The organism is Mycobacterium hainanense (assembly GCF_041890355.1).
Classification (GTDB): domain Bacteria; phylum Actinomycetota; class Actinomycetes; order Mycobacteriales; family Mycobacteriaceae; genus Mycobacterium; species Mycobacterium hainanense.
This window is the reverse complement of record NZ_CP169059.1, coordinates 2,760,630-2,782,909: the sequence shown is the minus strand read 5'-3', so window position 1 is coordinate 2,782,909 and position 22,280 is coordinate 2,760,630. Positions and strand designations below refer to the sequence as shown.

Sequence of the window (22,280 nt, the reverse complement as noted above, 5' to 3'; positions counted from 1 at the left end):
TAGAGCGATCCCGACTCGGCCGCTGGTCAATGTGCCGGCCGCCGACGGACCACCCCGATCGGCCGTGGCCGGGGACCGATAGGTTCTTCGGTGTGAGTCGCACCGACGTCGGTTCAACCGAGCGCCTGTTTGCATTGGCGGAGCAGGTGCCGGGTTTCCTGCCGGCCGACGAGGGGCGCGCGCTCTACGACGCCGCGCTGCGGTATCTCGGCGGCGGCATCGGGGTCGAGATCGGCACGTATTGCGGCAAATCCACGCTGTTGCTCGGTGCGGCCGCGCAACGAACCGCAAGCGTGCTCTACACCGTCGACCACCACCACGGCTCCGAGGAACACCAGGCCGGCTGGGAGTACCACGACGCCTCGCTGGTCGACGAGGTCACGGGTTTGTTCGACACCCTGCCGACGTTCCGCCGCACGCTCGACGCCGCGGGGCTGGACGACCACGTCGTCGCCATCGTCGGCAAGTCGCCGGTCGTGGCCGCCGGATGGCAAACGCCGCTGCGGTTCCTGTTCATCGACGGCGGCCACAGCGAGGCCGCGGCGAACCAGGATTTCGACGGCTGGGCGAAGTGGGTCGCCGTCGGTGGGGCGCTCGCCATCCATGACGTGTTCCCGGATCCCCGGGACGGGGGGCGGCCCCCGTACTACATCTACTGCCGGGCCATCGATTCCGGTCAGTTCCGGGAGGTCGCGGCGACCGGATCCCTGAGGGTGCTCGAACGCGTCAGCGGTGAATCGGGCGCGCTGGTCTAAGTCACCAGCCGGGGCCGGTGGCAACGCATTCGCAGTCGAAGTCCGTCTGCAGGCCCATCGGTAGACCCTCACCGCGGAAGATCCCGGCGCCCGCGGTGGTGTTCGACAGCGCGTCCGCGGCCAGGATCATCGCCGCGCCCGTCCACGTGGTGCGCTCCTCGGGCCACCGCTTCCCGTCCGCGAACACCAATCCGGTCCAGTACGAGCCGTCCCCCTCACGGAGATGCTGCATCGCGCCGAACTGCCGATGGGCGGCCGACCGCTGACCGATGGCGTCCAGCGCCATCACCAACTCGCACGTCTCCGCGCCGGTCACCCATGGCCGGTCGGCGACGCAGCGAATGCCAAGCCCGCCGACCACGAAGTCGTCCCACCGCTGTTGGATTCTCGCGGCCGCCTCGGGTCCGCGCAGCGCGCTGCCGAGGATGGGGTAGTACCAGTCCATCGAGTAGCGATCCTTCTCGGTGAAGGCCTCGGGGTGTGCGGCTATCGCATGGGCGAGCCGGCCCAGCGCCAGTTCCCACTCCGGCTGCGGCTCGCCAACCAGGGCGGCGAGCGCCAGGGCGCATCTGATGCTGTGAAACACGCTCGCGCAACCGGTCAGCAGCGCTTCCGGCAGCGGGCCGGCTTCGCTTCGGGCCCAACAGATCTCGCCATACCCGACCTGCAAGTCGATGACGAAGTCGATCGCCTTGCACACCACCGGCCACATCCGAGCGGCGAAGCGCCGGTCACCGGTGACGAGCACGTGGTGCCACACACCGGTGGCGATGTAGGCGCAGAAGTTGCTGTCGCTGTTGCCGTCTTCGACGACACCGGCGCGGAGCTGGATCGGCCAGGAGCCGTCGGCCCGCTGGGTCCGGCGGCTCCAGTCGAACGCGGCGCGCGCCGGCTCCAGCAGGCCGGCGGCGGTGAGCGCCATCGCGCACTCGACGTGGTCCCACGGGTCGGTATGGCCGCCCTCGGACCACGGAATGGCTCCCGACGGTTCCTGGACGGCCGCGATGGACATGGCGGTTTGACGGCATTGCTCGGCGGAAAGGACGCCCGCGACCGAGGGTGGATTAGACCGACGCAACTGAATATCCGACCGTCGCCCGGCTTTCGGCCGCCGGGTGCTTGACGAAGTACATGGCCACGCTCTTGCCGACCAGCGGATTGAGCAGCGATTCGGCCAGCTGGGTGATCTTCGGTCGCCGCATCAGGTCCCACACCAGGAGCTTGTGGTAGGCGGACACCGCTCGGTGCTCGGTGTTCGACACTCCAACGGCGCATTTCAACCACCAGAAGGGGGAGTGCAACGCATGCGCGTAGTGGGCGTGCGTCATTTCCATCCCGCCGTCGAGGATCTTGGCGCGCAATTCATTGGCGCGGTAGATGCGCACGTGACCGCCCTCGTTGCTGTGGTATTCGTCGGACAGCAACCAACACACCCGCTCCGGAAGCCAACGCGGCACACTGACCGCCAAGGTGCCGCCCACCTTGAGCACCCGGATCAGTTCGGCGATGGCGTCGTCGTCGCGCGGGATGTGCTCCAGGATTTCGGACGCGATCACGCAGTCGAACGTCTCGTCGGCGTACGGCAACTTCAGCGCGTCACCGACCACCACCTTCGCCGACGCCCCGACGGGCGCCTCACCGGTTTCCGCCATCGCGCGCAAAATCGTGTCCACCGAACGCAATTCGGCCTCGTCCCGGTCGAACGCGACCACGTCGGCGCCGCGCCGATACGCCTCGAAGGCGTGCCGGCCGGCCCCGCAACCGACGTCGATCACCTTGGTGGCCGGCCCGATCCGCAGCCGGTCGAAATCCACCGTCAGCATCGGGCTTCTCCCTCGGCCGCCGGCGAAGCGGCGGTACGGGCGATCGCGCGCTCATACACTCGAACCGTTTGAGCCGCCACGGCCTCCCAGCTGAAGACGTTGACCGCACGGGTGCGCCCCGCCGTGCCCAGGCTCCGCCGCTTCTCCGGCGAATCCAGCAGATCCCCGAGCGCGCGGGTCAGCGCGTCGACGTCGGCGGGCGGCACCAGCTCGGCACACGCGCCGTCGGTACCCAGCACTTCGGGCAGCGCGCCCACCCGGCTGGCCACGATCGGCGTCCCACTGGCCATGGCCTCGACCGCGGGTAGCGAAAACCCTTCGTAGAGCGACGGAATGCAGGCGACTTCGGCCGAAGCGAACAGGGCCGCGAGCTCGCCGTCGGAGAGCCCACTGGTGATGTGGACGATGTCGGAGATGCCGAGCTCGGCGATGAGTTTATGGGTGGGACCGTTGGGCTCCACCTTGGCGACGAGGCGCAGCTCGAGATCCCTGCTCATGCGCAGCCGGGCCACCGCGTGCAGCAAGGTGCGCACACCTTTCAGCGGGGTGTCGGCGCTGGCGATCGCGATGATCCGTCCGGCCCGCCGGGGCGACCCGGGCTTGAACAGCTCGGTGTTCACGCCCAGCGGCACGACGTGCAGCTGCTCTGGGGAGACGCCGAAGTCGCTAACGATGTCCGCGGCCGACGAGGAGGAGACCGTCAGCAGGTCGGGAATCTCGCGCGCCACCTGCTGCTGCATGTCGAGGAATCCATACCATCGCTGCACCAACGGTTTTCGCCACCACCGCGCGGCGGCCAGGTCGAGCACGCGGTCACGGGTGATGGGGTGGTGCACCGTGGCCACCACCGGCAGGCCCGCGCCCGCGATCGTGAGGAGTCCGGTGCCCAGGCTCTGGTTGTCGTGGACGACGTCGAAATCGCCGGTGCGGGCCGCCAGCAACCGAGCCGCGCGCATGGTGAACGTCTTCGGTTCCGGGAACCCCGCGGTCCACGTGGTGAGCAGTTCCAACAGGTCGATCGAGTCGCGAATCTCGCTGGGCCGCGGCACGCGGAACGGATCGGGCTCGCGATAGAGGTCCAGGCTGGGCACCTTGGTCAGCCGCACCCGCGGGTCGAGCAGGTCGGGGTAGGGCTGGCCGGAGAACACCTCGACGTCGTGTCCGAGTTCCACCAGCCCGTGGCTGAGATGGCGCACGTATACGCCCTGTCCGCCGCAATGGGTTTTACTACGGTAGGACAGCAGGGCAATTCGCATACTCAACTCTTCTTTGCTGGTGAATGACCGCGGAATAGCGCCGAATCCATCGCGGTCAACGGACTCCCGAACTCCGTGACAGCAAACTGGACATGTGTCCAGACTATAGTTCGATCGCCTAATCGAGCGCAACGAGCTCGGACATCACCGCATGCCGCGTAAACGGTCTCACGGAAATCCGGCACCCAAAGATCATGCCACCCTGGTACGAGAGCGGGTTGAACCGTTCGGCCCACCGAGCTGTGCGACCGGTTGTGCGGCGGGTCGCCGGGGCGGTCGGCGCCGCCGGGCTGGGGCATAACCCCGACGTCAAGGCCGGGTTTTGCCGGGCAGGTCGCCGACTCGCGTGCGCTCGCACCGGCGGTGCGGATCCACCCCCATCCCGCCGACCAGGGGTTCGCACGCGCACGTGACGGCAAATGCGCCGGAGCGGGGAGTGCGTCTTTCCGTACCCGCCGGTCGGCCGCCGGAGCGGCCGAAGCGCCGACCGCCGTGGCGCAGCGCCCCGGTTGATCCAAGCCGGACACCGGTGCTGAGCTGTTTGTTACCATCGCGCGGTGCAGGGTTCGGCCGCATCAGGCGAATGCCGCGGGCGGCGATCGGCGTCGCGACGCGACGTCCTCAAACTCGCCATCGCGCCGGCTTTTCTCAGTTTCGTGACGTCGGCCGCCAACTCCGTCGCGCCAACGGCATTCGCCGCCGACATCCGGCTGATCGATTTCGCCGAGCGCAGGATTTCCCCGGACGACATCAAATCGGCGGGCTATGCCGGGGTGGTGAATTACGTTTCGGAGTCTCGGCCGGGCGCGAATTTCGAGGCGAAGCCGATCACCCGCGAGTACGCGGACGCGCTGCGAGCCGCCGGCTTGCAGATCGTCAGCAATTTCCAATACGGCAAACCCGGCTGGCCGGACCCGTCGGACTACACCCGCGGCCATGACGGCGGGGTGGCCGATGCCCAGACGGCGCAACGGTTGCACGCCGCGGCCGGGGGCCCGGCGTCGGCACCGATATTCTTCAGCGTCGACGACGACATCGACGAGAACACCTGGAACAGCATTGCGGTGCAATGGTTTCGGGGCATCAACTCCGCACTGGGCGTAGGCCGCACCGGCATCTACGGGCATGCCAACGCGTGCGGCTGGGCGATCCGAGACGGCGTCGTCGGCAACTCGACCACGCCCGGGCACCGATGGGCGTGGCAGACGAAGTCGTGGTCGCACGGCGCGCGCGAACCCGCGGCGGTGCTCTATCAGTCCGTGGTCAACAGCCCGGCCAACCCCAGCCCGCTTCTCGGCGGCATCAACGTGGACATCGACGAGGTGTTGGCCGCCGACTACGGCCAGTGGAGCCTGGATCGGTGAGCCGCGCGGGCGGCTGATGGCTGATCGCGGCCTACGCGTACGCACCGTGCAGGTTTCTGTTTGAAGCACGGCGCCCCGCGAGCCGCTGGCCCGCGGGGCGCCGCTTGAAATCCCGATCTTACTTCAGATCGAACCGGTCGCTGTTCATGACCTTGACCCACGCCGCGACGAAGTCCTCCACGAACTTCCCCTGGTTGTCATCCTGGGCGTAAACCTCGGCCAGCCCGCGCAACACCGAATTCGACCCGAACACAAGGTCATTCGCAGTCGCCGTCCACTTGACCGCCCCCGAGGCCCGGTCGCGGCCCTCGTAGACGTTCTCGGCGGTCTCCGACGGCTTCCACTCCGTGCCCATGTCGAGCAGGTTGACGAAGAAGTCGTTGGTCAACGCGCCGGTCCGGTCGGTGAACACCCCGTGCTTGGTGCCGCCGTGGTTGGCGCCGAGGGCACGCAGGCCGCCGATGAGCACCGTCATCTCCGGCGCGGTCACGCCCAGTAGGTACGCCCGCTCGATCAGCAGGTGTTCCAACGGAGCCTTCTCACCCGGCCGGATGTAGTTGCGGAAGCCGTCGGCCCGCGGTTCGAGCACCGCGAACGACTCCACATCGGTGTTCTCCTGGGAGGCGTCGGTGCGTCCCGGCGCGAAGTGCACGGAGATCTCGTAGCCGGCATCCTTGGCCGCCTTCTCGACCGCCGCGGACCCCGCCAGCACGATCAGGTCGGCCAACGAGATCTTCTTGCCGCCCGAGGCCGAGCCGTTGAACTCCTGCTGGATCTTTTCCAGCACGGGCAACACCTGGTCGAGCTCCGAGGGTTCGTTGCACTCCCAGTTCCGCTGCGGCTCCAAACGCAGGCGGGCGCCGTTGGCGCCGCCCCGCTTGTCCGTGTTGCGGTAGCTGCCGGCTGCCGACCAGGCGGTCTTGACCAGCTGGGGAACCGACAGGCCCGACTCGAGAACCTTGCTCTTCAGGGCCGCGACGTCATTGTCGTCCACCAACTCGTGGTCGACGCGCGGAACCGGGTCCTGCCAAAGCTGCGGTTCGGGAACCCACGGCCCGAGGTAGCGGCTGATCGGTCCCATGTCGCGATGCAGCAGCTTGTACCAGGCCTTGGCGAACGCCTCGGTCAGCTCTTCGGGATGGTCCAGCCAACGGCGCGTGATGTCCCGGTAGATCGGGGACTCCCGCATCGAGATGTCGGTGACCAGCATCGTCGGAGCGCGTCCCGGCCCACCGAAGGGGTCGGGGATGGTTCCTGCACCGGCGCCGTCCTTGGCGACGAATTGCCAGGCATCGCCGGGGCTCTTGGTCAGCTCCCATTCGTAGCCGTACAGCGTCTCCAGGAAGGTGTTGTCCCACTTGGTCGGCGTCGGCGTCCACACCACCTCGAGGCCGCTGGTGATGGCGTCCTTGCCCACGCCGGTGCCATACGAGCTCTTCCAGCCCAGTCCCTGCTGTTCGATCGGGGCGGCCTCCGGCTCGGGACCGACCAGGTCGCCGGGACCCGCGCCGTGCGTCTTGCCGAAGCTGTGGCCGCCGACGATGAGCGCCGCGGTCTCCTCGTCGTTCATCGCCATGCGGCCGAACGTCTCGCGGATGTCGATGGCCGCCGCGATGGGATCCGGCTTGCCCTCGGGGCCTTCAGGATTGACGTAGATCAGACCCATCGTGGTCGCCCCATAGGGCTGGGCGAGGTCCCGCTCGCCGGAGTACCGCTTGTCGGTGCCCAGCCAGGTGTCCTCCTCGCCCCAGAGGATCTCCTCTGGTTCCCAGACGTCCTCGCGGCCGAAGGCGAAGCCGAAGGTCTTGAAGCCCATCGACTCCAGGGCGCAGTTACCGGCGAAGATGATCAGGTCGGCCCAGGAGATCTTGTTGCCGTACTTCTTCTTGACCGGCCACAGCAGCCGGCGGGCCTTGTCCAGGCTGACGTTGTCGGGCCAGCTGTTGAGTGGGGCGAACCGCTGCATGCCCTGGCCGCCACCGCCGCGGCCGTCGAAGATGCGGTAGGTCCCCGCGGCGTGCCAGCTCATCCGGATGAATAGGCCGCCGTAGTGGCCGTAGTCGGCGGGCCACCAGTCCTGGGAGGTGGTCATCACCGAGATCACGTCGCGCTTCAGCGCCTCGACGTCGAGCTTGGCGAACTCTTCGGCGTAGTTCCAGTCTTCGCCATAGGGGGTCGATTTCGGATTGTGCGGCTGCAGCTTCGACGGGTCGACCTGATCCGGCCACCAGTCCCGGTTGGTCAGCGGCGCATTCGATTTCGGCTTGGGGGAGGGGATTGCGGGGTTTTCGCTCTCGCTGGCGCTGGCCGTCTTGCTGTCCTCGTGGGGCGGCCTGCTTTGGGAGATATCGGATGACACAGCATTCCTTTCTTAGGGGTGATTGGGCTGCGATCGTTAGGAATCTGCGGTCGAACAGCTGGGGCACACGCCCCAGTAGATGACCTCGGCCTCGTCCAGGACGAAGCCATCCAGAACGTCATTGGCGTCGGATGGGCTGAGGCAGGGCGCCTCACCGACCGCGCAGTCGACGTCGGCGATCACGCCGCAAACGCGGCACACCACGTGGTGGTGGTTGTCGCCGACGCGGGACTCGTAGCGGGCCACCGACCCCGAGGGCTGGATCCTGCGCACCAATCCGACCGTGCTCAGCGCGTTCAGGACGTCGTATACCGCCTGGCGGGACACCTCGGGCAGGCCCATGCGGACCGCGGAGAAGATCGTCTCGGTGTCGGAATGCGGATGGGCGTCCACCGCCTCGAGCACCGCGATCCTGGGCCGGGTCACCCGGAGATCGGCCATGCGCAGTCGTTCCGCGTAATCGGCCGTCGATGACACCGCACCAATATGACGCACTTATCTGGAACGAGTCAAGACTTTACTGTGAAGTAAGGCACAACCGACGGTGACGAATGAGCTGCGTCACGTCTGCGGCTTCAGCGCGCTGCCCTTCCGCCAGTCGTCCCAGCTGAGCGTCCAGTCGCCGTTCTGCGCCAGCGTCAACGGCGGGCCGCCGCTGTTGCGGACCTCGACCACGTCGCCGGGTACGGAGAAGTCGTAGAACCATTTCGCGTTGTCGGCGTTGAGGTTCAGGCATCCGTGGGAGGTGTCCTGATGCCCCTGAGCCCACACCGTGGCGTCCAGCTCGTGCAAGTAGATGCCGTCCGTGCTGATCTTGGTGGCCCAATTGATGGTCTCGCGGTAGCCCAGGCGGGAGTTCTTCGGCAGCCCGAACGTGGAGGAGTCCATGACGACGGGGTTGCCCTTGTCGAGCACGGTGTAGATGCCTGGGGGAGTCCAGAGCGAGATGCTCTTGCCGCCGACGTTTTCGGTCCCGCCCATCCCCATCGAGGTGGGCATGGTGCGGACCAAGGCCCCGTTGTCGAAGACGCTGACCTGATGGGTCGCGTCGTCGGCGATGGAGACGTGGGAGTCGCCGACCCGGAACGACACCTTGGTGTCGTCCTGGCCGAATAGGCCGTCACCCAACGAGATTCCGTAGATCTTGGCCTCGGCCGTGACAGTCGTGCCCGGTGCATAGTAGTGCTCGGGGCGCCAGTGGGCGTTCTGGTCGTCGACCCAGTACCACGAACCCTCCACTTTGGGGTTGGTGCTCACCGCCAGCTGACGCTCGGCGGCGGCGCGATCGGCGATCTGTTCGTCGAAGTGCGCGACGATCACCGTCCCGACCCCGTAGGTGCCGCCATCTTTGAGTGCGGCCTCCGACGTGGTGGTGAACGACACCTTGGTCTGGTTGGACGGCTTCACCGTCGAAAAGGACGAAACCTGGTTTGATGCAACACCATTGGGCCCACGGCTGGTGACCGTCAGGGTATAGGTGCGACCGTAGCCCAGGGGGACGGTGGGCTTCCATACCGTGTTGTCGGGCGTCATCACGCCCTGCACCGACTTGCCGCTTTCGTTGACCATCCGGACGTCGGTCAGCGTTCCGGAGTCGGCCTTGACCATCACGGGGGCGACCGGATCGACATCGTGGGCGCCGAGCCCCGGCGTGATCGTCACCTGCGCCGGGCCCGAGGTTTTGGACGAGGCGCCGCGGTGGCCGCACCCATCGCCGAAGCAACCGAGGGACGCCGCGATCAGGGCGGCACCGACGAGCGCGACGACCACCACCACGGCGAGCTGTAACCGGCGATCCCGCAGAATCCGCTGAACGGGCCGACCACTGGTCTTGGACATCATTGAGCTGAAGGATCCTTGCGCTTCTGTTGGTGCCGGGTCGAAGTCGCTGCCCGGCGCGACGATGTTGTTCCTTCAAGTGCCACGGAGGTGCGGTTTTTAAACCGACGGCGCCGCGCGCCAGGGATCATGGCGTCATGGCCGACGACGAACTCGACAGTCTTTATTGGGCGCCGCCGAAGGAATTCACGGCGGAGCGCGCCAGGTTGACCGCGGCGGCCAAACGTCGCGGGGACGACGCGGCGGCCAAGCGAATTTCCGCCTGCAACAAGCCAACTACGGCGGCGTGGATCGTCAACCGGCTCGCGCTGCGGCACCGAGATACCGGGCAGCGCCTGGCGGAGCTGGGCGATGAGCTGCGCGCCGCGCATGCCGCCATGGACGGCGCGCGCATCCGGGACTTGTCGGCCCGGCAACACCGCCTCATCGACGAGCTCACGCGGGCCGCGTTCCAAGCGGCCGACGTCGTACAGCCGTCCTCGACCGTGCGCGACGACATCACCAGCACACTGCAAGCCGCGATCGCCGAGCCCGAGGTCAGGCAGCGGCTCGGCCGGTTGGCCCGTCCCGAGCAGTGGTCGGGTTTTGGCGACTTCGGCGCCGCGACCACGGTATCGACAGCCTCCGCCCGCACCGCAACGGCGAAGGAGCGGGCGAAGCGCCGGCAACAGCCCGCCAAGCGATCCGCGGCGTCCGACACCGCCGAGCGGCGGCGTCTCGAGAAACTGAGGGCGGCCGTGACGGCCGCCGAGCGCAAGGGGGCCGACGCCGACGCCGCGCTGTCCGAGCGCCGCGCCGAGCGCGACGCGGCCCGGGCGCGTCGCGACGAGGCGCTGGCGGCGTTGCGGACCGCCGAGCGCGAACTCGAGCGCGCCGAAGCGGGCTACGGCCGGGCCAAGCGAAGCAGCCGCGCCGCGGAAGATTCGCTCAGGGAGGCGAAAGCGCAGCTGAGGCGGGCGTGACGCCGCCCGCCGGGCCGCGTCGGTGTTTCCCCGGGGTCGGCAGGGGTATTAGCCCACCCGTGACGTCGTTATGGTTCACCAACCGAGGCGAACAGCCTTGGGCCGCAAGCCAGCTTGACCAGGTCCCCCGCTCCGCGGATGTCATTGTCGTAGGTGCCGGCATCACCGGGCTGATGACCGCGGTGCTGTTGGCCCGCGCCGGCAAGAATGTGCTGGTGCTCGAGGCTCGCACGGTCGGGGCGTGCGCCACCGGAAATACCACCGCGAAAATCAGCCTGCTGCAAGGTACCCACCTGTCAAAGATCCTGCCCAGGCATGGCGGGGACCTGACGCGCGCATACGTGGACGGGAACCGCGAAGGCCAGGACTGGGTGGTCGATTACTGCGAGTCGCATGGCATCGCGGTGCAGCGTGAGGACGCCTACACCTACGCCCAGTCCGCCAAGGGCGTGCCGTCCGCGCGACTGGAGCTCAAGGCCTGCCAGGCGGTTGGTCTCCCCGCGGTCTGGGACGACGACGCCGACGTGCCGTTCCCCTACCACGGCGGAGTTCGGTTGCCCGATCAGGCGCAGTTCGATCCCATGCCGTTCCTTGACGCGCTGGCGACCGAGCTGCTCGGCCGCGGCGGCCGGCTCGTCGAGCACACCCGGGTCCGGCGGGTGTCCAGCCGCGGCGACCGCGTGCGCGTCTACGTCAACGACGCCGCCCAACGAGACGTGCAACTCGAGGCCCAGCAGTTGGTGCTCGCCACCGGCATCCCGATCCTGGACCGCGGGGGATATTTCGCGCGCGTGAAGCCGAGCCGGTCCTACTGCTTCGCGTTCAAGGTCCCCGGCAACATCACCCGGCCGATGATGATCTCGAGCGACTCGCCGACCCGCTCCGTGCGCTACGCGCCGGTCGCGGACGGCGAGTTGCTGATCGTGGGCGGGGGCGGCCACACGGTGGGCCGCAAGAAGAGCCCCACGCAGGCGCTCGAGGAACTGGCGTCGTGGGCCCGCACGCACTACCCGGGTGCCCAGCAGACCCATTTCTGGTCGGCGCAGGATTACACCCCCATCGATCAGCTGCCCTACGTCGGGCCCATCCTGCCGAACACCCAAACTATTTTTGTCGCAACCGGATTCAACAAATGGGGCATGACCAACGGCGCCGCCGCGGCGTTGGCGCTGTCGAGCCGCATCCTGGGCGGGCGGATGGATTGGGCCAAAGCGTTCGCCAGCTGGAGCCCGCACGAGCTGTCCGGGCTGCCGACCGCCGTGCAGTTCAACGCCGAAGTGGGATTCGATCTGGCCAAGGGCTGGATCACCCCGCTGTTGCGCACGAGCCGACGAAGCCCCGAAGCGGACGAGGGCGGCGTGGTCAGCGGACCGCCGTGGCATCTTCAGGCGCGTTGCCGCGTCGACGGCACGGAGCATCGGGTTTCACCGGTGTGCCCCCACCTCGGCGGGATCGTGAACTGGAACGACGCCGACAAGGCGTGGGAATGCCCGTTGCACGGGTCGCGCTTCGCCCCGGACGGCACCCTGCTGGAGGGGCCGGCCACCCGCGACCTGTCCGCCTAGAAACGAAGGCTCAGACCGTCTTGCGGTAGACGAGCCAGCGCAACTCGATCGGCGAGTGCTCGCGGTCGACGTCGAACACGTCGAGGCCACTGGCCCACCCCTCGAACCAACCGGTGGGCGGCCAGGCGCCCGCGGGCAGGTGGGCCTTTTCATATTCGTAGGCGGAGTCGTCGGCGACGAGTTCCAGGGGGAGTCCCGCCACCGCACCCGCCATCTGGTCACGGGTGTAGATCATGGTGTTGCACTGCTGACCGAATTGCAGCGCGGATTCGTCGGGCACATAACCGTCCCGGGGCAGGAAGGTGTTGAACAGCAATTGTCCCGCGGGAGCCAGGCATTCGGCGGCCAGTTCGAACACGCCTCGCAGCTCCTGGGCCGTGCGGAAGTCGGGCACCACCTCGGACAGCACAATCAGCTGGTATTCGTCGTGGACGCTTTCCATCGCGGTGAAGACGTCGCTCTGAATCACCCGCACGGCCAGTGATTCGTTCCGCGCCTCCGCGCGCATGATGTCGGCCAGTTTCGCGGCCATCTCGACCGCATCCACCGGGTGGCCGCGGCGGGCCAGCGCCAGGGCGTTGCGCCCGGTTCCAGCCCCGACATCCAGCACGTGGTACGTCGTCGGGTCGGCGGCTTCCGCAGCCAACGCCAATACCCGCGCGTCGGGCTCGGTGCCGAACAGCGGCGCCGGCCGCACGTCCACCCATTCGTCGTAGTCGGCTTCGAGCGTCCGCCACTCGGCTTTGACGCGGATGTTGACGCTCGTCCCGAAGGGGGCGCCGAACGAGATGACGATGTCCGAGCGGGGGGAGGCCTTGAAGCCCTTCGCCAGCTCCGTCGCGAGCGAGCTCCGCAGCTGAGCGGACTGTTCGGGCGTGTGCCAGACGCCCAAGGTGGCGCAGATGTTGCCGCACAACTGGAGGTACTCGTCGATCAGGCCCGGGACGGCCGGCACTCTGATGTGCCCCTCGGCCGACGTCCGGCGATACCAGCGCCTGATCATCGCCTCGTAGAGGTTCGACGGATCGAGAGGCTCAGAAGGCGGACCCTGCACCAGAACCTTCTACACGACCCGGCGGATTTGCACCACCGATCGAAACCACTCGTCGATCATCCTGAGCGGGCGGCGTCCTCGAGGAGATCGGCGGCCTTGGCAACGCTTTCGGCGGGTTTGGTCATCCGAGCGGCCACCTCTGCGGCAGCCGTGGCGTACTCGGCGGCGAGCAGGGCGCGCAGATCCGCGACCAGTGAGTCATAGGTCGATTCCGAGAAGGCCCTCGCGATGCCGACTCCCAACTGGCTTACCGCGGATGCCCAGATCGGCTGATCGAGCCAGAGCCAGAGCACCAGCGTGGGGACTCCGGCTCGCATGCCCGCGGCGGTCGTGCCCGCGCCGCCGTGGTGCACGACCGCGCGGCATGCCGGGAAGACGGCGGCGTGATTGACCGCCTCCACGATCTTGGTATGACCCGACCGGGTCAGGCGGGCGAAATCGTTCGGCCCGCTGCAGATAAGGGCTCGTTCGCCCAACTGCTCGCACGCCCCGCTGATCACCGCGACGGTCTCGGGGGGCGAGGTGATCGGAGTGCTGCCGAACCCGAAATAGATGGGCGGCGGTCCGTCGGCGATCCACGACAGCACCTCGTCGTCGACGTCGGTCGGCATTTCCAGCGTGAGCGAACCGACGAAGGGCCGTCGGTACCCCGATCCCACCCAATCGCCCGCCAGCCCGGGCACGCAGAACTCTTCGTAAGCCTGAATTTCCAGCACTGGCCTCGTCGGCGCCCGACCGGCTTCCGGCAAGCCGAGCGCCAAGCGTTGCGCGCCCTCGGCCACGCTCGTGACGTGCGCCTGGGACACGCCGAGGTCCAACGCACGCGCGGGAAAGAAATGCAGCGCGGCCAACGGCGTGCCGAAGGACTCCGCGACATTGGCCGCCAGCCGCTGTTCGTTCATGCCGGCCACCAGCAGGTCGGCGCCCGCTGCCAACGCCGCCAGCGCAGCGCTCTTCTCCGCCCACACCTGGGTGAATCGCTCCGTGAGTTGTGGCAGCGCGCTCATCGGATTCTGGACGCGGCGAACGAACTCCGTGGCGTCGTGTATTTGCTCTCGCGTGTCCGGGCCGTAGGCGGCAGCTTTGAGTCCGGCCGATTCGACGAATCGGCACCTGTCAGGAGGGACGGCCAGGTGCGCGTCGTGACCTCGGCGGAGCAGCTCGCGGCCGACGGCGACACAGGGTTCCACGTCGCCCCGGCTTCCGTAAGCTGCCAGCACAAATTTCATGAACGACCTAACTCGCGGTGATGAAGGCGATCCAAGCAGACCAAGGGACGTCGGACCGGTCCGCGCCGACTGGCTGAGCTGGCACGGAAAGCCCCGGGGCCGCTCCGTGGCGTTAGCAGGCTCCGTTGCGCTGCGAAGGTAATTTATCGGTGTTCTTGGGGGCCGACACGGCGGGGTGAGGGGCGACACTCGGTTGTCCGCCTGCACCGGACCTGTACTACTAGTAAAGAACAAGATTTGTTTGCTGGCCGTTGGGCAATCCCCCTATCGCCTGCAACCAGCCGTTAACGCGGTGGCCGCCTATTAATTCGTCCGGAGGGAGCGACGACATGGACTTCGCAGCACTGCCTCCGGAGATCAACTCCGCGCGGATGTACACCGGTCCCGGAGCCGCGCCACTGCTGACCGCCGCGATGGCCTGGGACGCGCTGGCCGCCGCGCTGCATTCCGCGGCGGCTTCGTACCAGTCGGAGGTCACGGCGCTGGCGGGCGGACCGTGGCTGGGGCCATCGGCGCAGGCGATGGCGGCCGCGGCGGCCCCGTACGTGACCTGGACGCGCACCGCCGCGGCGCGGGCCGAACAGACCGCCAACCAGGCCAAAGCCGCGGCGGCGGCTTACGAGGCGGCGTTCGCCGAAACGGTCCCGCCGCCGGTGATCGCGGCCAACCGCAGCCTGCTCATGTCCCTGATCGCGACGAACATCCTCGGTCAGAACACGCCGGCGATCGCGACCACGGAGGCGCAGTATTCGGAGATGTGGGCCCAAGACGCCGGGGCCATGTACGCCTATGCGGCGGCGTCGGCGTCGGCAACGAGGCTGACGCCGTTCACCCCGCCAGACGCGAGCACCGATCCGGGCGCGCCGGAGCGGCAAGCCGGCGCACTCACCCAAGCCGCCGGCACCTCGGCCGGCCAGGTTCAGAGCGGCCTGTCGTTGGCACCGGCTGCGCTCCCAGCGGCCGCTGCTGCGGACCCGCCGGACGCATTGGGCCTGGCGGCCGACCTGATCACCGTCTTCATCGACGCACCCGCCGGCTTGGCCGGGCTGGGCGTCGATTCGCCGTCGGCGGTGATCGCTCTGCCCTACGACATTGCCGGTGCGTTGACCGGTTTCCACACCGACGACATCGTCAGCGGCTGGGCCGGGGTTCAGTCTTGGCCCGGCTCGGCGCCCGTTCCCCCGACGCCTTTCCCGGTCATCACCAACCTCGCGGGAGGCTCGGCGACGGCTGCCCTGGGCGAGGCCAACACGGTCGGCGCATTGTCGGTGCCGCCGGGCTGGGCGGCGGCCGCCCCCGCCGTACGCCCGGCCGCTCTGGCCCTACCCGCCACCACCGTCGGCGCGGCCGCTCCGGCCGCGTCCGCGGGTACCGGGAGCTTGTTCGGCGAGATGGCCGCGGCGAGCATGGCCGGGCGCGCCATTGCCGGCACGGGCGGCGCGGGTCGCGCGGAGCGGCTCAAGACATCCCCGCAGAAGGGAGGTCAGGGCGGGGCCGCGGCGCCGCAAGTCCCGGCCGGTGGCCCGATCACCAGCATCGCCGCCGAGCTGCGCGAGCTGGCCTCCCTGCGGGACGCGGGGATCATCACGGAGGACGAATTCGTCGAGCAGAAACAGCGGCTGCTCCCGCACTGAGGCGTCGCGCACCGATCGAGTGCGCTTTTTTCAGGATGACACAACGGCGCCCAATCGACAGATGCCACGGGCAATTGTTTCGCATATTTTTTGTATACCGGTGCGTCATTTCGGCATCGATGACCCTCGGTTGCCAATTATTCAGCCGATAACGCCAGCGTCACCCATACGGCATCCTTTGGCTATAACGGCGCCGAAGTTCTGACCTTTCCAGGCGTACCAATGCCTTTGGCTTTGAAACACTCAGCGACTGGGTTCACCTGCGGGGCACTGCCATCGAAAGGCGCATTCAGTGCGCCGAAAAAGTGGCCCCGCGGCCGGCCGAGCGAGGGCATAGTAATTTTTTTAGTTTTAATACTGGTCCGTACCGCTCGCTCATATACTGACCCCACCTCAACACCGACGAAAAGAAGGGCGCGAAATGCTTCCACAGCGTTGGCTGGCCAAACTGACAATTCCCGTGCTGGTTGGCGCTGCCCTGACCGCGAGCGCCGCGATCGCCTCGGCCGACAGCACCGACGACGCCTACTTGGCGAAATTGCACAACCTCGGGTTCACGTGGCCATCGTCGAGCGATTCCGACATGATCGCGCTGGGGCACGCGGTGTGCTCCGATCGGATGGCCGGTAAGACGCCGGATGCGATTGCCGCCGACCTGCATTCCGGTATGAGCTCGAAGGGCTTCTCGTTCGCTGACATGACCGGCTGGGTCAGCGCGGCGGAGTCGACTTACTGCCCCGGCTGATCGGTTTCCTACCTCCCCCTGGGTTTCGCGTCCTGCCCGCATAGTCTGAATCAGACAGTGCCGGCAGGATCGCTGAGTGGGGATGGCCAGTGGAGCAGCCGACGGCCTTTTCAGGCCAAGCCGTGGGCGAGATGCGGGTCCAGAACCTGCTCCGCTACCCCGTGAAGTCGATGCTCGGCGAAACCGTACAGAGCATGTTCGTCGACGAGCACGGCGCCGAAGGGGACCGGCGGCTGGCACTGCTCGACGCCGCCACCGGGCATGTGGCCAGCGCCAAGAATGCCCGGCTCTGGCGCGGGCTGCTGACGTGCACCGCCAATCGCCACGCCGGCGGGGTGAACATCGAACTGCCCGACGGGACGAGTGTGGCGGCCGACGACCCAGGGATCGATGATCGGCTTTCGCAGCTGTTGGGGCGATCCGTCCGCCTGGTCACCCAGCGCCCTGACGGCGCGACGTTGGTGCGCCCGGACCCCGAGCAGCTGCTAGAGCTGGGCCTGGACGCCGAAGTCGGCGGGCGCATCTTGGAGATCGCGCAGGCGACGCCCGGCGAGTCTTTCACCGACGAAGCACCGCTGCACGCGATCACGACGGCCACCCTCGAACACATCGGCGTCGAGGCCCTGCGGTATCGCCCGAACCTCGTGTTCGCGACGCCGCCCGGTTGCCCGCCCTATGTCGAGAACGACTGGGTTGGCGGCGAGATCACAGCCGGCGAGGTGCGGCTGCGCGTCTTGACCGCCACGTCGCGCTGCGTCGTACCCACGCTCGAGCACGGCCCACTGCCACGCGCTCCGCAGGCTCTCCGCACACCCGCCGCTGAAAACCGCTGGGATACGGGCGGTCACGGCGCTCAGCCGTGCGCGGGTGCATATCTGGCGGTGGTGACCGACGGCGTCATCCACGTCGGCGACCGCGTGACAATCGACCGGTAAGGCGTTAGCCGTTCAATCGGCGACCGCCACAAAGTCCACCCAGAGATGGCGTGGCCCGCGGAACACCTGATTGTGCCGGTATGGCGGCGGGTCGACCACAAGCTTCGGAGAGTCGACGCGCCGCACGAAGGTCTCCAGCGCCAGGTTTACCTCCAGCCGCGCCAGCGGGCCGCCCATGCAGGTGTGAATGCCGCTGCCCCAACCGAAATGCTCATTGTCGGACCGCAGCGGATCAAAGCGATCCGGGTTGTCGAAGCGGCGCGGGTCGCGGTTGGCCGCGGCATAGATCAAGTACACCGCCGAACCCGCGGGGATCACGGTTTCGCCGACCTCGATGTCGGCGGTGGCACTGCGGCTGGGAAAGAACTGCACCGCCGACTGCAGCCGTTGCACCTCCTCGATGACGCGCGGAATGAGCTCGGGGCGTTGCCGAACCAGATCCCACGAGCCGGGGTTGCGCAGCAGCGTCATCACGCAATTGCTGATGGTGTTGACCGTGGAGTCGTGACCGGCCACGAGCAGCAGCATCGCGTTGGACGTCGCCTCCTTCAACGGCATCGGGCCGTCCGGCCCGTCGTCGTGTAACAGCTTGGACAGCAAGCCCTCACCCGGGGACGCCGCATACTTCTGCACTAGGTCGCCCAGATACGCCAGCAAGGCGGCGGTGCCTGCGCGGCCTCGCTCCGCCAGGGCGCGCCCTTCCTCGGTGGCGCCCTGGGGCCCCAGGTCGAGGCCCATCATGAAGTCGAAGATCCAGGCGTGAAACATCGGCTCGTCTTCGACGGGGACACCAAGGATTTTGCAGATGGCGGCGACGGGGATGGGGTAGGCGAATTCCTCCACCACGTCCATGCGGGTGGCTCCGCGGGCGTTCGCCTTGTCGAGGAGGTCGTTGGCCAGCCGCACGACAAGCGGTTCCATGTCGGGGATCACGTCGGGGGAGTGCGGCGGGCCGAAGTGGCGCATGACCTGGCGCCGGGCCCGGTCGTGATCGGGCGGGTCGGAGACGATGATGCTCGGCTCGCGGCCGTAGGCCTGCATGTGTCCGCTGCCGGGTTCGGGGTTGGGCTTTTCAACGCCGAAATCCGCTGGGCTGCGGCGAATGTCGGAGCTGATTCGCGGATCGTGGGCCAGGGTGAGCAACTCGGGGTAGCCGGTGACCACGTAGGTCTTGTCGGCGACCTTGGCCACCGGAGTCTTGCGCAGTTGCTCGAAATACGGGTAGGGGTCCGGCCGGTTCTCGAACTTCATCGCTTCGGCCCAGGCGGTCGCGGCGTCCAATGTCGTCTCCCGTCAGCGGATCCGGGGCCGGAATTCGGCGCCCCGCGAGGTCGGGTCGTGCCCGGTGAGCACCACGTCGGGGATGTCCGTGCGTTCGCGGGGATCGGGGAATCGGGCTGGCATCGGCTCGAAGATGGCGGGCCGGTCGTAGCCCGGCGCCGGTGGCGGAAACGGTGCGGATCGCTCGATGAGCGAGGCGTAATACGGCAGCCACTTGCCGTGGTTGAACGTCACCGCGCCGACGACGCGGCCGCGGTGGCCGTAGGCTGCCGCGAAGCGGCGTTGCTCGACCGACCCTTGGGTGAAGACGATCTCGTCACCGAAAGAGCACACGCCGACGCTCTTGATGTTGACGCCGAACTGTCCGGACCAGAACGAGGGCAGTGGCAGGTGCGGTCGCCGACCCGTCTCCACGCTGATCATGTTGTTGGCGGCTACCTCGGCACCGAAAACGGCGTTGTCCCAATGCTCTTGCGACATGAACTGGTACTCGTAGAGCACATGCGGGGCACGCGCCACGTCGCCGGCAACGAAGATGTTGTCGGTCACTACGCCGTTGATGTCGAACGCGCGACAGCCGGCGTCGCACGCAACTCCCCAGAACCCACTCGCGAGTTGCGCCCCGTCGAGCCATTCCACGTTGCGGATCGAGCCGAGCGAGGCCACCACGACGTCGACCTCGAGGACCGTGCCGTCGGACAGGCGGGCCGCGCGGACGTGGCCGTCGGCGTCGCCGTCGAGGCCGTCGACCGCGACACCGGTGCGCAGGTCGACTCCCGCCTCGATCTGCATCTGCGCGGCGATGTCGCCGATCACGCCGCCCAGCGCGCCGGTTAGCGGCGCCTTGCCGCGCTCGGCGACGGTGACCGGAAGGTCGAGGTCGCGGCACACCGACGCGATCTCCGATCCCACGAAACCCGAGCCGACGATGAGCACCCGGCGCGGCCGCCCCTGCAGCGCGGCGGCCAGCTTCGCCGCGTCGTCGCAGGTGCGGACGGCGAACAGCCCCTCCAGCGCTGCCTCCTCGGGGTTGAACCAGGGACGCGCCCTGGTGCCGGTGGCGATCAGCAGCCGGTCGTAGTCGACCCTTTCGCCGTTGGCCAGCAACACCTGGCGGTTGGACCGGTCCAGCCCCACCGCCGCCACGCCGAGCCGCCAGTGCGCGTCGACGGGCCGCAGGCGGGGCAGCTTGGTGTGGTCGGCGGGCACCCAGCCCTTCAGCACCTGTTTGGACAGCGGCGGTCGGTCGTAGGGTTCATGGGGCTCGTCGCCGATGATCGTCAGTTGGCCCCGAAAGCCCTTTTCCCGCAGCGCTTCCGCAGCGCGCAAGCCGGCCAGGGAGGCGCCCACGATGACGATCCGGCCCTCCGCCCTGAAGGTGTCGACCAGCTGGCTGACCAGCGAACCCGTGCTCATTCGGTGTCCCGGTCCGCCGGGGGCTCCACTTCGAGGATGATCGCCTGCACCGGGCAGGAAGCCGCCGCGCGCAATACCCGCTGTCGCGCGGAATCATCGGGATTGGGGTCGTAGGCGAGCGCTTCCTCACCGACGAGTTGCAGTACGTCGGGCGCCAGCGGGACGCACTGCGCGTAGCCCTGGCATTTGTTGAGATCGACGACCAGCCGCATGCCCCGACCTTCCGCCCGTCGGCTACCACCCTTGCCTGAGGGCAGACTACTTCGCCGCGGGTGTCCATCACAGGGTTGACGAAAGATTCGCCCCCCGTGCGTGCGTCAGTCAGGCACCCAGGTTGCGGAACGCCGTGTCGAGCTCCTCGGCCTGCTCGGTCAGCTCACGCTCGGAGAGCTGCGAACCCCCGGCGCGCTCCAGCACCTCCTGGCGCGTCGCGATCTGCAGGGCGCCACGGTAATCCGGTGATTCCAGTTCCGCCGCCGACGCGACGTCGATGCGGCCCTCGATGGCGACGAGCACGGCGTCCTCGTCCTGGCGGTCCAGCAGCCGCTGGACATCCTCGGCGCTGACGCTCATGTCAAGACGCCCCAACCAGTTTCATCACGAGCAGCACCGCAACCGCAAGGAACACCACGGCGAAAACGCAGACGCCGATCACCGTGAGTACGGAGCTGGGGGTGAACCGCCGGGTCGCGGGGGGTTGGTGTTCGCCCACGCCCGCGGTTTGCGGGGCGGCGGGGGGAGTGGTTCCCGGCGGGACGCCCCCACCGGGCTCCAAGCCGGGGGTTTGCACCGGGTCGGGGTTTGGGGGTTGCGCGGTCATCGCTGACACCCGTCCTTTCATGGACTTTCACTGTGGCTTTCACCGTCGGATGCGCCGGCTTTCATACCGGGCCGCAGCGCCACCCGGACGCAGTCGTCCTTCTTGTTCTTGAACAGGTCGTAGGCGCGCACCCCGTCCTCAAGCGGCATGACATGGCTGATCAGCTTGGCGGGATTCAGGTCGCCCTGCTCGACGTAGTCGAACAGCCGGGACATGTAGCGCTGACCGTGCTGTTGGGCCGTCTTGAGCGTCAGTCCCTTGTTGGTCAGCACGCCTGTCGGGAATTTGTCGGTCAGCCCGTAGACACCGAGGACTGAGACGACCCCGCCCTTGCGGCAAGCCAGGATCGCCTGCCGCAGCGCGTTGGCACGGTCGGTCTCCATCCGCAGGAATTGCTTGGCACGGTCATAGAGCTGCTGCACGCCGGTGCCGTGGCCTTCCATGCCGACCGCATCGATGCAGGCGTCCGGGCCTCTCCCGCCGGTCATCTCGCGTAGCGTCTCATGCACGCTCTCGACCGCCGTGTAGTCGATCGTCTCCAATCCGAATTCGTTCTGCGCCAAGGCCAGTCGCTCGGGGATTCGGTCGACGACAATCGCGCGTTCCGCCCCGAGCAGCAGCGCGCTGCGCGCGGCCATCAAGCCCACGCCACCGGAACCCCAGACCGCGACGGTGTCTCCTCCGGCGATGTCGCAGAAGTCGGCGCCCATGAACCCGGTCGGCGCCGCGTCGGAGAGGAAGAGCGCCTGTTCGTCGCTGATATCTCCCGGAATGGCAAAGCAATTCGCGTCGGCGAACGGTACGCGAACGTACTGCGCGTGCGAGCCCGCGTACCCGCCGAACGGATGGGTGTAGCCGTAGATTCCGCCCGAGGGATAACCCAGCAGGGGCTGCTGCAGTTCTGCGTTGGGGTTTGTGGTGTCGCAGCACGAATACAGCTCGTGTTCGCAATACCAGCACTGGTTACAGGCGATGAATGACGGCACCACCACCCGGTCGCGGACCTTGGTCTCGCGCACCTCCGGTCCCGTCTCCACCACGACACCCATGAATTCGTGTCCGAAGACGTCGCCTTCGCGCATCCCGGGCAGATAACCGTCAATGAAGTGCAGATCCGATCCGCACGTGGTGGTGAGCCGGACTTCGACGATAGCGTCGTGCGGATTGAGGATCTTGGAGTCGTCGACCGTCTCCACCGAGAGATCGTTGACGCCGTTCCAGCACAGTGCGCGCATGCTCGCTG

The 22,280-nt window shown here is 67.7% G+C and carries 21 protein-coding genes; 7 read left to right on the top strand and 14 right to left on the bottom strand.

The window, feature by feature from the left end:
* The first annotated feature begins 92 nt into the window (after window positions 1-92).
* Window positions 93-755, top strand: coding sequence for a class I SAM-dependent methyltransferase (locus tag ACEL92_RS12990; RefSeq protein WP_374025934.1), 663 nt, complete (start codon window positions 93-95; stop codon window positions 753-755).
* 1 nt (window position 756) lies between these two features.
* On the opposite strand, the gene ACEL92_RS12985 is transcribed toward ACEL92_RS12990, so the two are convergent.
* From ACEL92_RS12985 to ACEL92_RS12975, 3 genes are read right to left on the bottom strand one after another with little or no spacing between them, the layout of a single operon-like run.
* Window positions 757-1,833: a prenyltransferase gene (locus ACEL92_RS12985; RefSeq protein ID WP_374025933.1), complete on the bottom strand. Its 1,077-nt coding sequence runs from the start codon at window positions 1,831-1,833 to the stop codon at window positions 757-759.
* The gene (locus tag ACEL92_RS12980; RefSeq protein ID WP_374025932.1) at window positions 1,820-2,578 is read right to left on the bottom strand and encodes a class I SAM-dependent methyltransferase; all 759 of its coding nucleotides are present in this window, start codon (window positions 2,576-2,578) and stop codon (window positions 1,820-1,822) included. Before ACEL92_RS12980 ends, ACEL92_RS12985 begins: the two co-directional genes overlap by 14 nt.
* Complete coding sequence (locus tag ACEL92_RS12975) at window positions 2,572-3,834, bottom strand: glycosyltransferase family 4 protein (protein WP_374025931.1); 1,263 nt, start codon at window positions 3,832-3,834, stop codon at window positions 2,572-2,574. Before ACEL92_RS12975 ends, ACEL92_RS12980 begins: the two co-directional genes overlap by 7 nt.
* A 557-nt stretch (window positions 3,835-4,391) precedes the next feature.
* Here ACEL92_RS12975 and ACEL92_RS12970 point away from each other — a divergent pair.
* Window positions 4,392-5,198, top strand: a complete 807-nt coding sequence (locus tag ACEL92_RS12970; RefSeq protein ID WP_374025930.1) for a DUF1906 domain-containing protein — start codon at window positions 4,392-4,394, stop codon at window positions 5,196-5,198.
* A 118-nt stretch (window positions 5,199-5,316) separates the two neighbouring features.
* Here ACEL92_RS12970 and katG read toward each other — a convergent pair whose 3' ends face one another.
* The 3 genes from katG to ACEL92_RS12955 form a co-directional block, all read right to left on the bottom strand.
* Window positions 5,317-7,557 (bottom strand): catalase/peroxidase HPI, encoded by a 2,241-nt coding sequence (katG, locus tag ACEL92_RS12965; protein WP_374025929.1) that lies wholly within the window; start codon window positions 7,555-7,557, stop codon window positions 5,317-5,319.
* A 36-nt stretch (window positions 7,558-7,593) separates the two neighbouring features.
* Window positions 7,594-8,034: a Fur family transcriptional regulator gene (locus tag ACEL92_RS12960; protein ID WP_374025928.1), complete on the bottom strand. Its 441-nt coding sequence runs from the start codon at window positions 8,032-8,034 to the stop codon at window positions 7,594-7,596.
* Window positions 8,035-8,118: 84 nt separating this feature from the next.
* Window positions 8,119-9,399, bottom strand: a complete 1,281-nt coding sequence (locus ACEL92_RS12955) for an Ig-like domain-containing protein (RefSeq protein WP_374025927.1) — start codon at window positions 9,397-9,399, stop codon at window positions 8,119-8,121.
* A 134-nt stretch (window positions 9,400-9,533) separates the two neighbouring features.
* Here ACEL92_RS12955 and ACEL92_RS12950 point away from each other — a divergent pair, with 134 nt between their 5' ends.
* Both ACEL92_RS12950 and ACEL92_RS12945 read left to right on the top strand, forming a co-directional pair.
* On the top strand, window positions 9,534-10,358 hold the full coding sequence (locus ACEL92_RS12950; RefSeq protein WP_374025926.1) for a hypothetical protein: 825 nt from the start codon (window positions 9,534-9,536) through the stop codon (window positions 10,356-10,358).
* 59 nt (window positions 10,359-10,417) lie between these two features.
* A complete protein-coding gene (locus ACEL92_RS12945; protein ID WP_374025925.1) occupies window positions 10,418-11,923 on the top strand; it encodes an FAD-dependent oxidoreductase in 1,506 nt (501 codons plus the stop codon).
* A 10-nt stretch (window positions 11,924-11,933) separates the two neighbouring features.
* Here ACEL92_RS12945 and ACEL92_RS12940 read toward each other — a convergent pair whose 3' ends face one another.
* Both ACEL92_RS12940 and ACEL92_RS12935 read right to left on the bottom strand, forming a co-directional pair.
* Window positions 11,934-12,926: a class I SAM-dependent methyltransferase gene (locus ACEL92_RS12940; RefSeq protein WP_374026203.1), complete on the bottom strand. Its 993-nt coding sequence runs from the start codon at window positions 12,924-12,926 to the stop codon at window positions 11,934-11,936.
* Window positions 12,927-13,033: 107 nt separating this feature from the next.
* On the bottom strand, window positions 13,034-14,206 hold the full coding sequence (locus ACEL92_RS12935) for a glycosyltransferase (protein WP_374025924.1): 1,173 nt from the start codon (window positions 14,204-14,206) through the stop codon (window positions 13,034-13,036).
* A gap of 329 nt (window positions 14,207-14,535) precedes the next feature.
* Between ACEL92_RS12935 and ACEL92_RS12930 the strand changes: the two genes are divergently transcribed.
* The 3 genes from ACEL92_RS12930 (at window position 14,536) to ACEL92_RS12920 (ending at window position 17,520) form a co-directional block, all read left to right on the top strand.
* Window positions 14,536-15,840, top strand: a complete 1,305-nt coding sequence (locus ACEL92_RS12930) for a PPE domain-containing protein (protein WP_374025923.1) — start codon at window positions 14,536-14,538, stop codon at window positions 15,838-15,840.
* 421 nt (window positions 15,841-16,261) lie between these two features.
* Complete coding sequence (locus ACEL92_RS12925; RefSeq protein WP_374025922.1) at window positions 16,262-16,585, top strand: DUF732 domain-containing protein; 324 nt, start codon at window positions 16,262-16,264, stop codon at window positions 16,583-16,585.
* A gap of 131 nt (window positions 16,586-16,716) precedes the next feature.
* Window positions 16,717-17,520: an MOSC domain-containing protein gene (locus tag ACEL92_RS12920; protein WP_374026202.1), complete on the top strand. Its 804-nt coding sequence runs from the start codon at window positions 16,717-16,719 to the stop codon at window positions 17,518-17,520.
* A 12-nt stretch (window positions 17,521-17,532) separates the two neighbouring features.
* Here the strand turns inward: ACEL92_RS12920 and ACEL92_RS12915 are convergent, their stop codons facing one another.
* From ACEL92_RS12915 to ACEL92_RS12890, 6 genes are all read right to left on the bottom strand, one after another.
* On the bottom strand, window positions 17,533-18,801 hold the full coding sequence (locus tag ACEL92_RS12915; RefSeq protein ID WP_374025921.1) for a cytochrome P450: 1,269 nt from the start codon (window positions 18,799-18,801) through the stop codon (window positions 17,533-17,535).
* Between the two features lie 12 nt (window positions 18,802-18,813).
* Window positions 18,814-20,217: an NAD(P)/FAD-dependent oxidoreductase gene (locus ACEL92_RS12910; RefSeq protein WP_374025920.1), complete on the bottom strand. Its 1,404-nt coding sequence runs from the start codon at window positions 20,215-20,217 to the stop codon at window positions 18,814-18,816.
* The gene (locus tag ACEL92_RS12905; protein WP_374025919.1) at window positions 20,214-20,429 is read right to left on the bottom strand and encodes a ferredoxin; all 216 of its coding nucleotides are present in this window, start codon (window positions 20,427-20,429) and stop codon (window positions 20,214-20,216) included. The genes ACEL92_RS12910 and ACEL92_RS12905 overlap by 4 nt, the downstream gene beginning before the upstream one ends.
* Before the next feature lie 109 nt (window positions 20,430-20,538).
* Entirely contained in the window at window positions 20,539-20,790 is a 252-nt protein-coding gene (locus ACEL92_RS12900; RefSeq protein WP_374025918.1) for a hypothetical protein, read from the bottom strand.
* A 1-nt stretch (window position 20,791) separates the two neighbouring features.
* Window positions 20,792-21,037, bottom strand: coding sequence for a DUF6480 family protein (locus ACEL92_RS12895; protein WP_374025917.1), 246 nt, complete (start codon window positions 21,035-21,037; stop codon window positions 20,792-20,794).
* A gap of 17 nt (window positions 21,038-21,054) precedes the next feature.
* On the bottom strand, window positions 21,055-22,272 hold the full coding sequence (locus tag ACEL92_RS12890; RefSeq protein ID WP_374025916.1) for a zinc-dependent alcohol dehydrogenase: 1,218 nt from the start codon (window positions 22,270-22,272) through the stop codon (window positions 21,055-21,057).
* Between the last annotated feature and the right edge of the window lie 8 nt (window positions 22,273-22,280).

What these genes read in the sequence shown, in the direction of transcription:
- ACEL92_RS12950 (WP_374025926.1), top strand. Translation starts at nt 9,534, where the DNA reads ATGGCCGACGACGAACTCGACAGTCTTTATTGGGCGCCGCCGAAGGAA.
- ACEL92_RS12900 (WP_374025918.1), bottom strand. Translation starts at nt 20,790, where the DNA reads ATGAGCGTCAGCGCCGAGGATGTCCAGCGGCTGCTGGACCGCCAGGAC.
- ACEL92_RS12925 (WP_374025922.1), top strand. Translation starts at nt 16,262, where the DNA reads ATGCTTCCACAGCGTTGGCTGGCCAAACTGACAATTCCCGTGCTGGTT.
- ACEL92_RS12955 (WP_374025927.1), bottom strand. Translation starts at nt 9,399, where the DNA reads ATGATGTCCAAGACCAGTGGTCGGCCCGTTCAGCGGATTCTGCGGGAT.
- ACEL92_RS12935 (WP_374025924.1), bottom strand. Translation starts at nt 14,206, where the DNA reads ATGAAATTTGTGCTGGCAGCTTACGGAAGCCGGGGCGACGTGGAACCC.
- ACEL92_RS12905 (WP_374025919.1), bottom strand. Translation starts at nt 20,429, where the DNA reads ATGCGGCTGGTCGTCGATCTCAACAAATGCCAGGGCTACGCGCAGTGC.
- ACEL92_RS12910 (WP_374025920.1), bottom strand. Translation starts at nt 20,217, where the DNA reads ATGAGCACGGGTTCGCTGGTCAGCCAGCTGGTCGACACCTTCAGGGCG.
- ACEL92_RS12920 (WP_374026202.1), top strand. Translation starts at nt 16,717, where the DNA reads ATGCGGGTCCAGAACCTGCTCCGCTACCCCGTGAAGTCGATGCTCGGC.
- ACEL92_RS12890 (WP_374025916.1), bottom strand. Translation starts at nt 22,272, where the DNA reads ATGCGCGCACTGTGCTGGAACGGCGTCAACGATCTCTCGGTGGAGACG.
- ACEL92_RS12895 (WP_374025917.1), bottom strand. Translation starts at nt 21,037, where the DNA reads ATGACCGCGCAACCCCCAAACCCCGACCCGGTGCAAACCCCCGGCTTG.
- ACEL92_RS12975 (WP_374025931.1), bottom strand. Translation starts at nt 3,834, where the DNA reads ATGCGAATTGCCCTGCTGTCCTACCGTAGTAAAACCCATTGCGGCGGA.
- ACEL92_RS12980 (WP_374025932.1), bottom strand. Translation starts at nt 2,578, where the DNA reads ATGCTGACGGTGGATTTCGACCGGCTGCGGATCGGGCCGGCCACCAAG.
- ACEL92_RS12930 (WP_374025923.1), top strand. Translation starts at nt 14,536, where the DNA reads ATGGACTTCGCAGCACTGCCTCCGGAGATCAACTCCGCGCGGATGTAC.
- ACEL92_RS12940 (WP_374026203.1), bottom strand. Translation starts at nt 12,926, where the DNA reads ATGATCAGGCGCTGGTATCGCCGGACGTCGGCCGAGGGGCACATCAGA.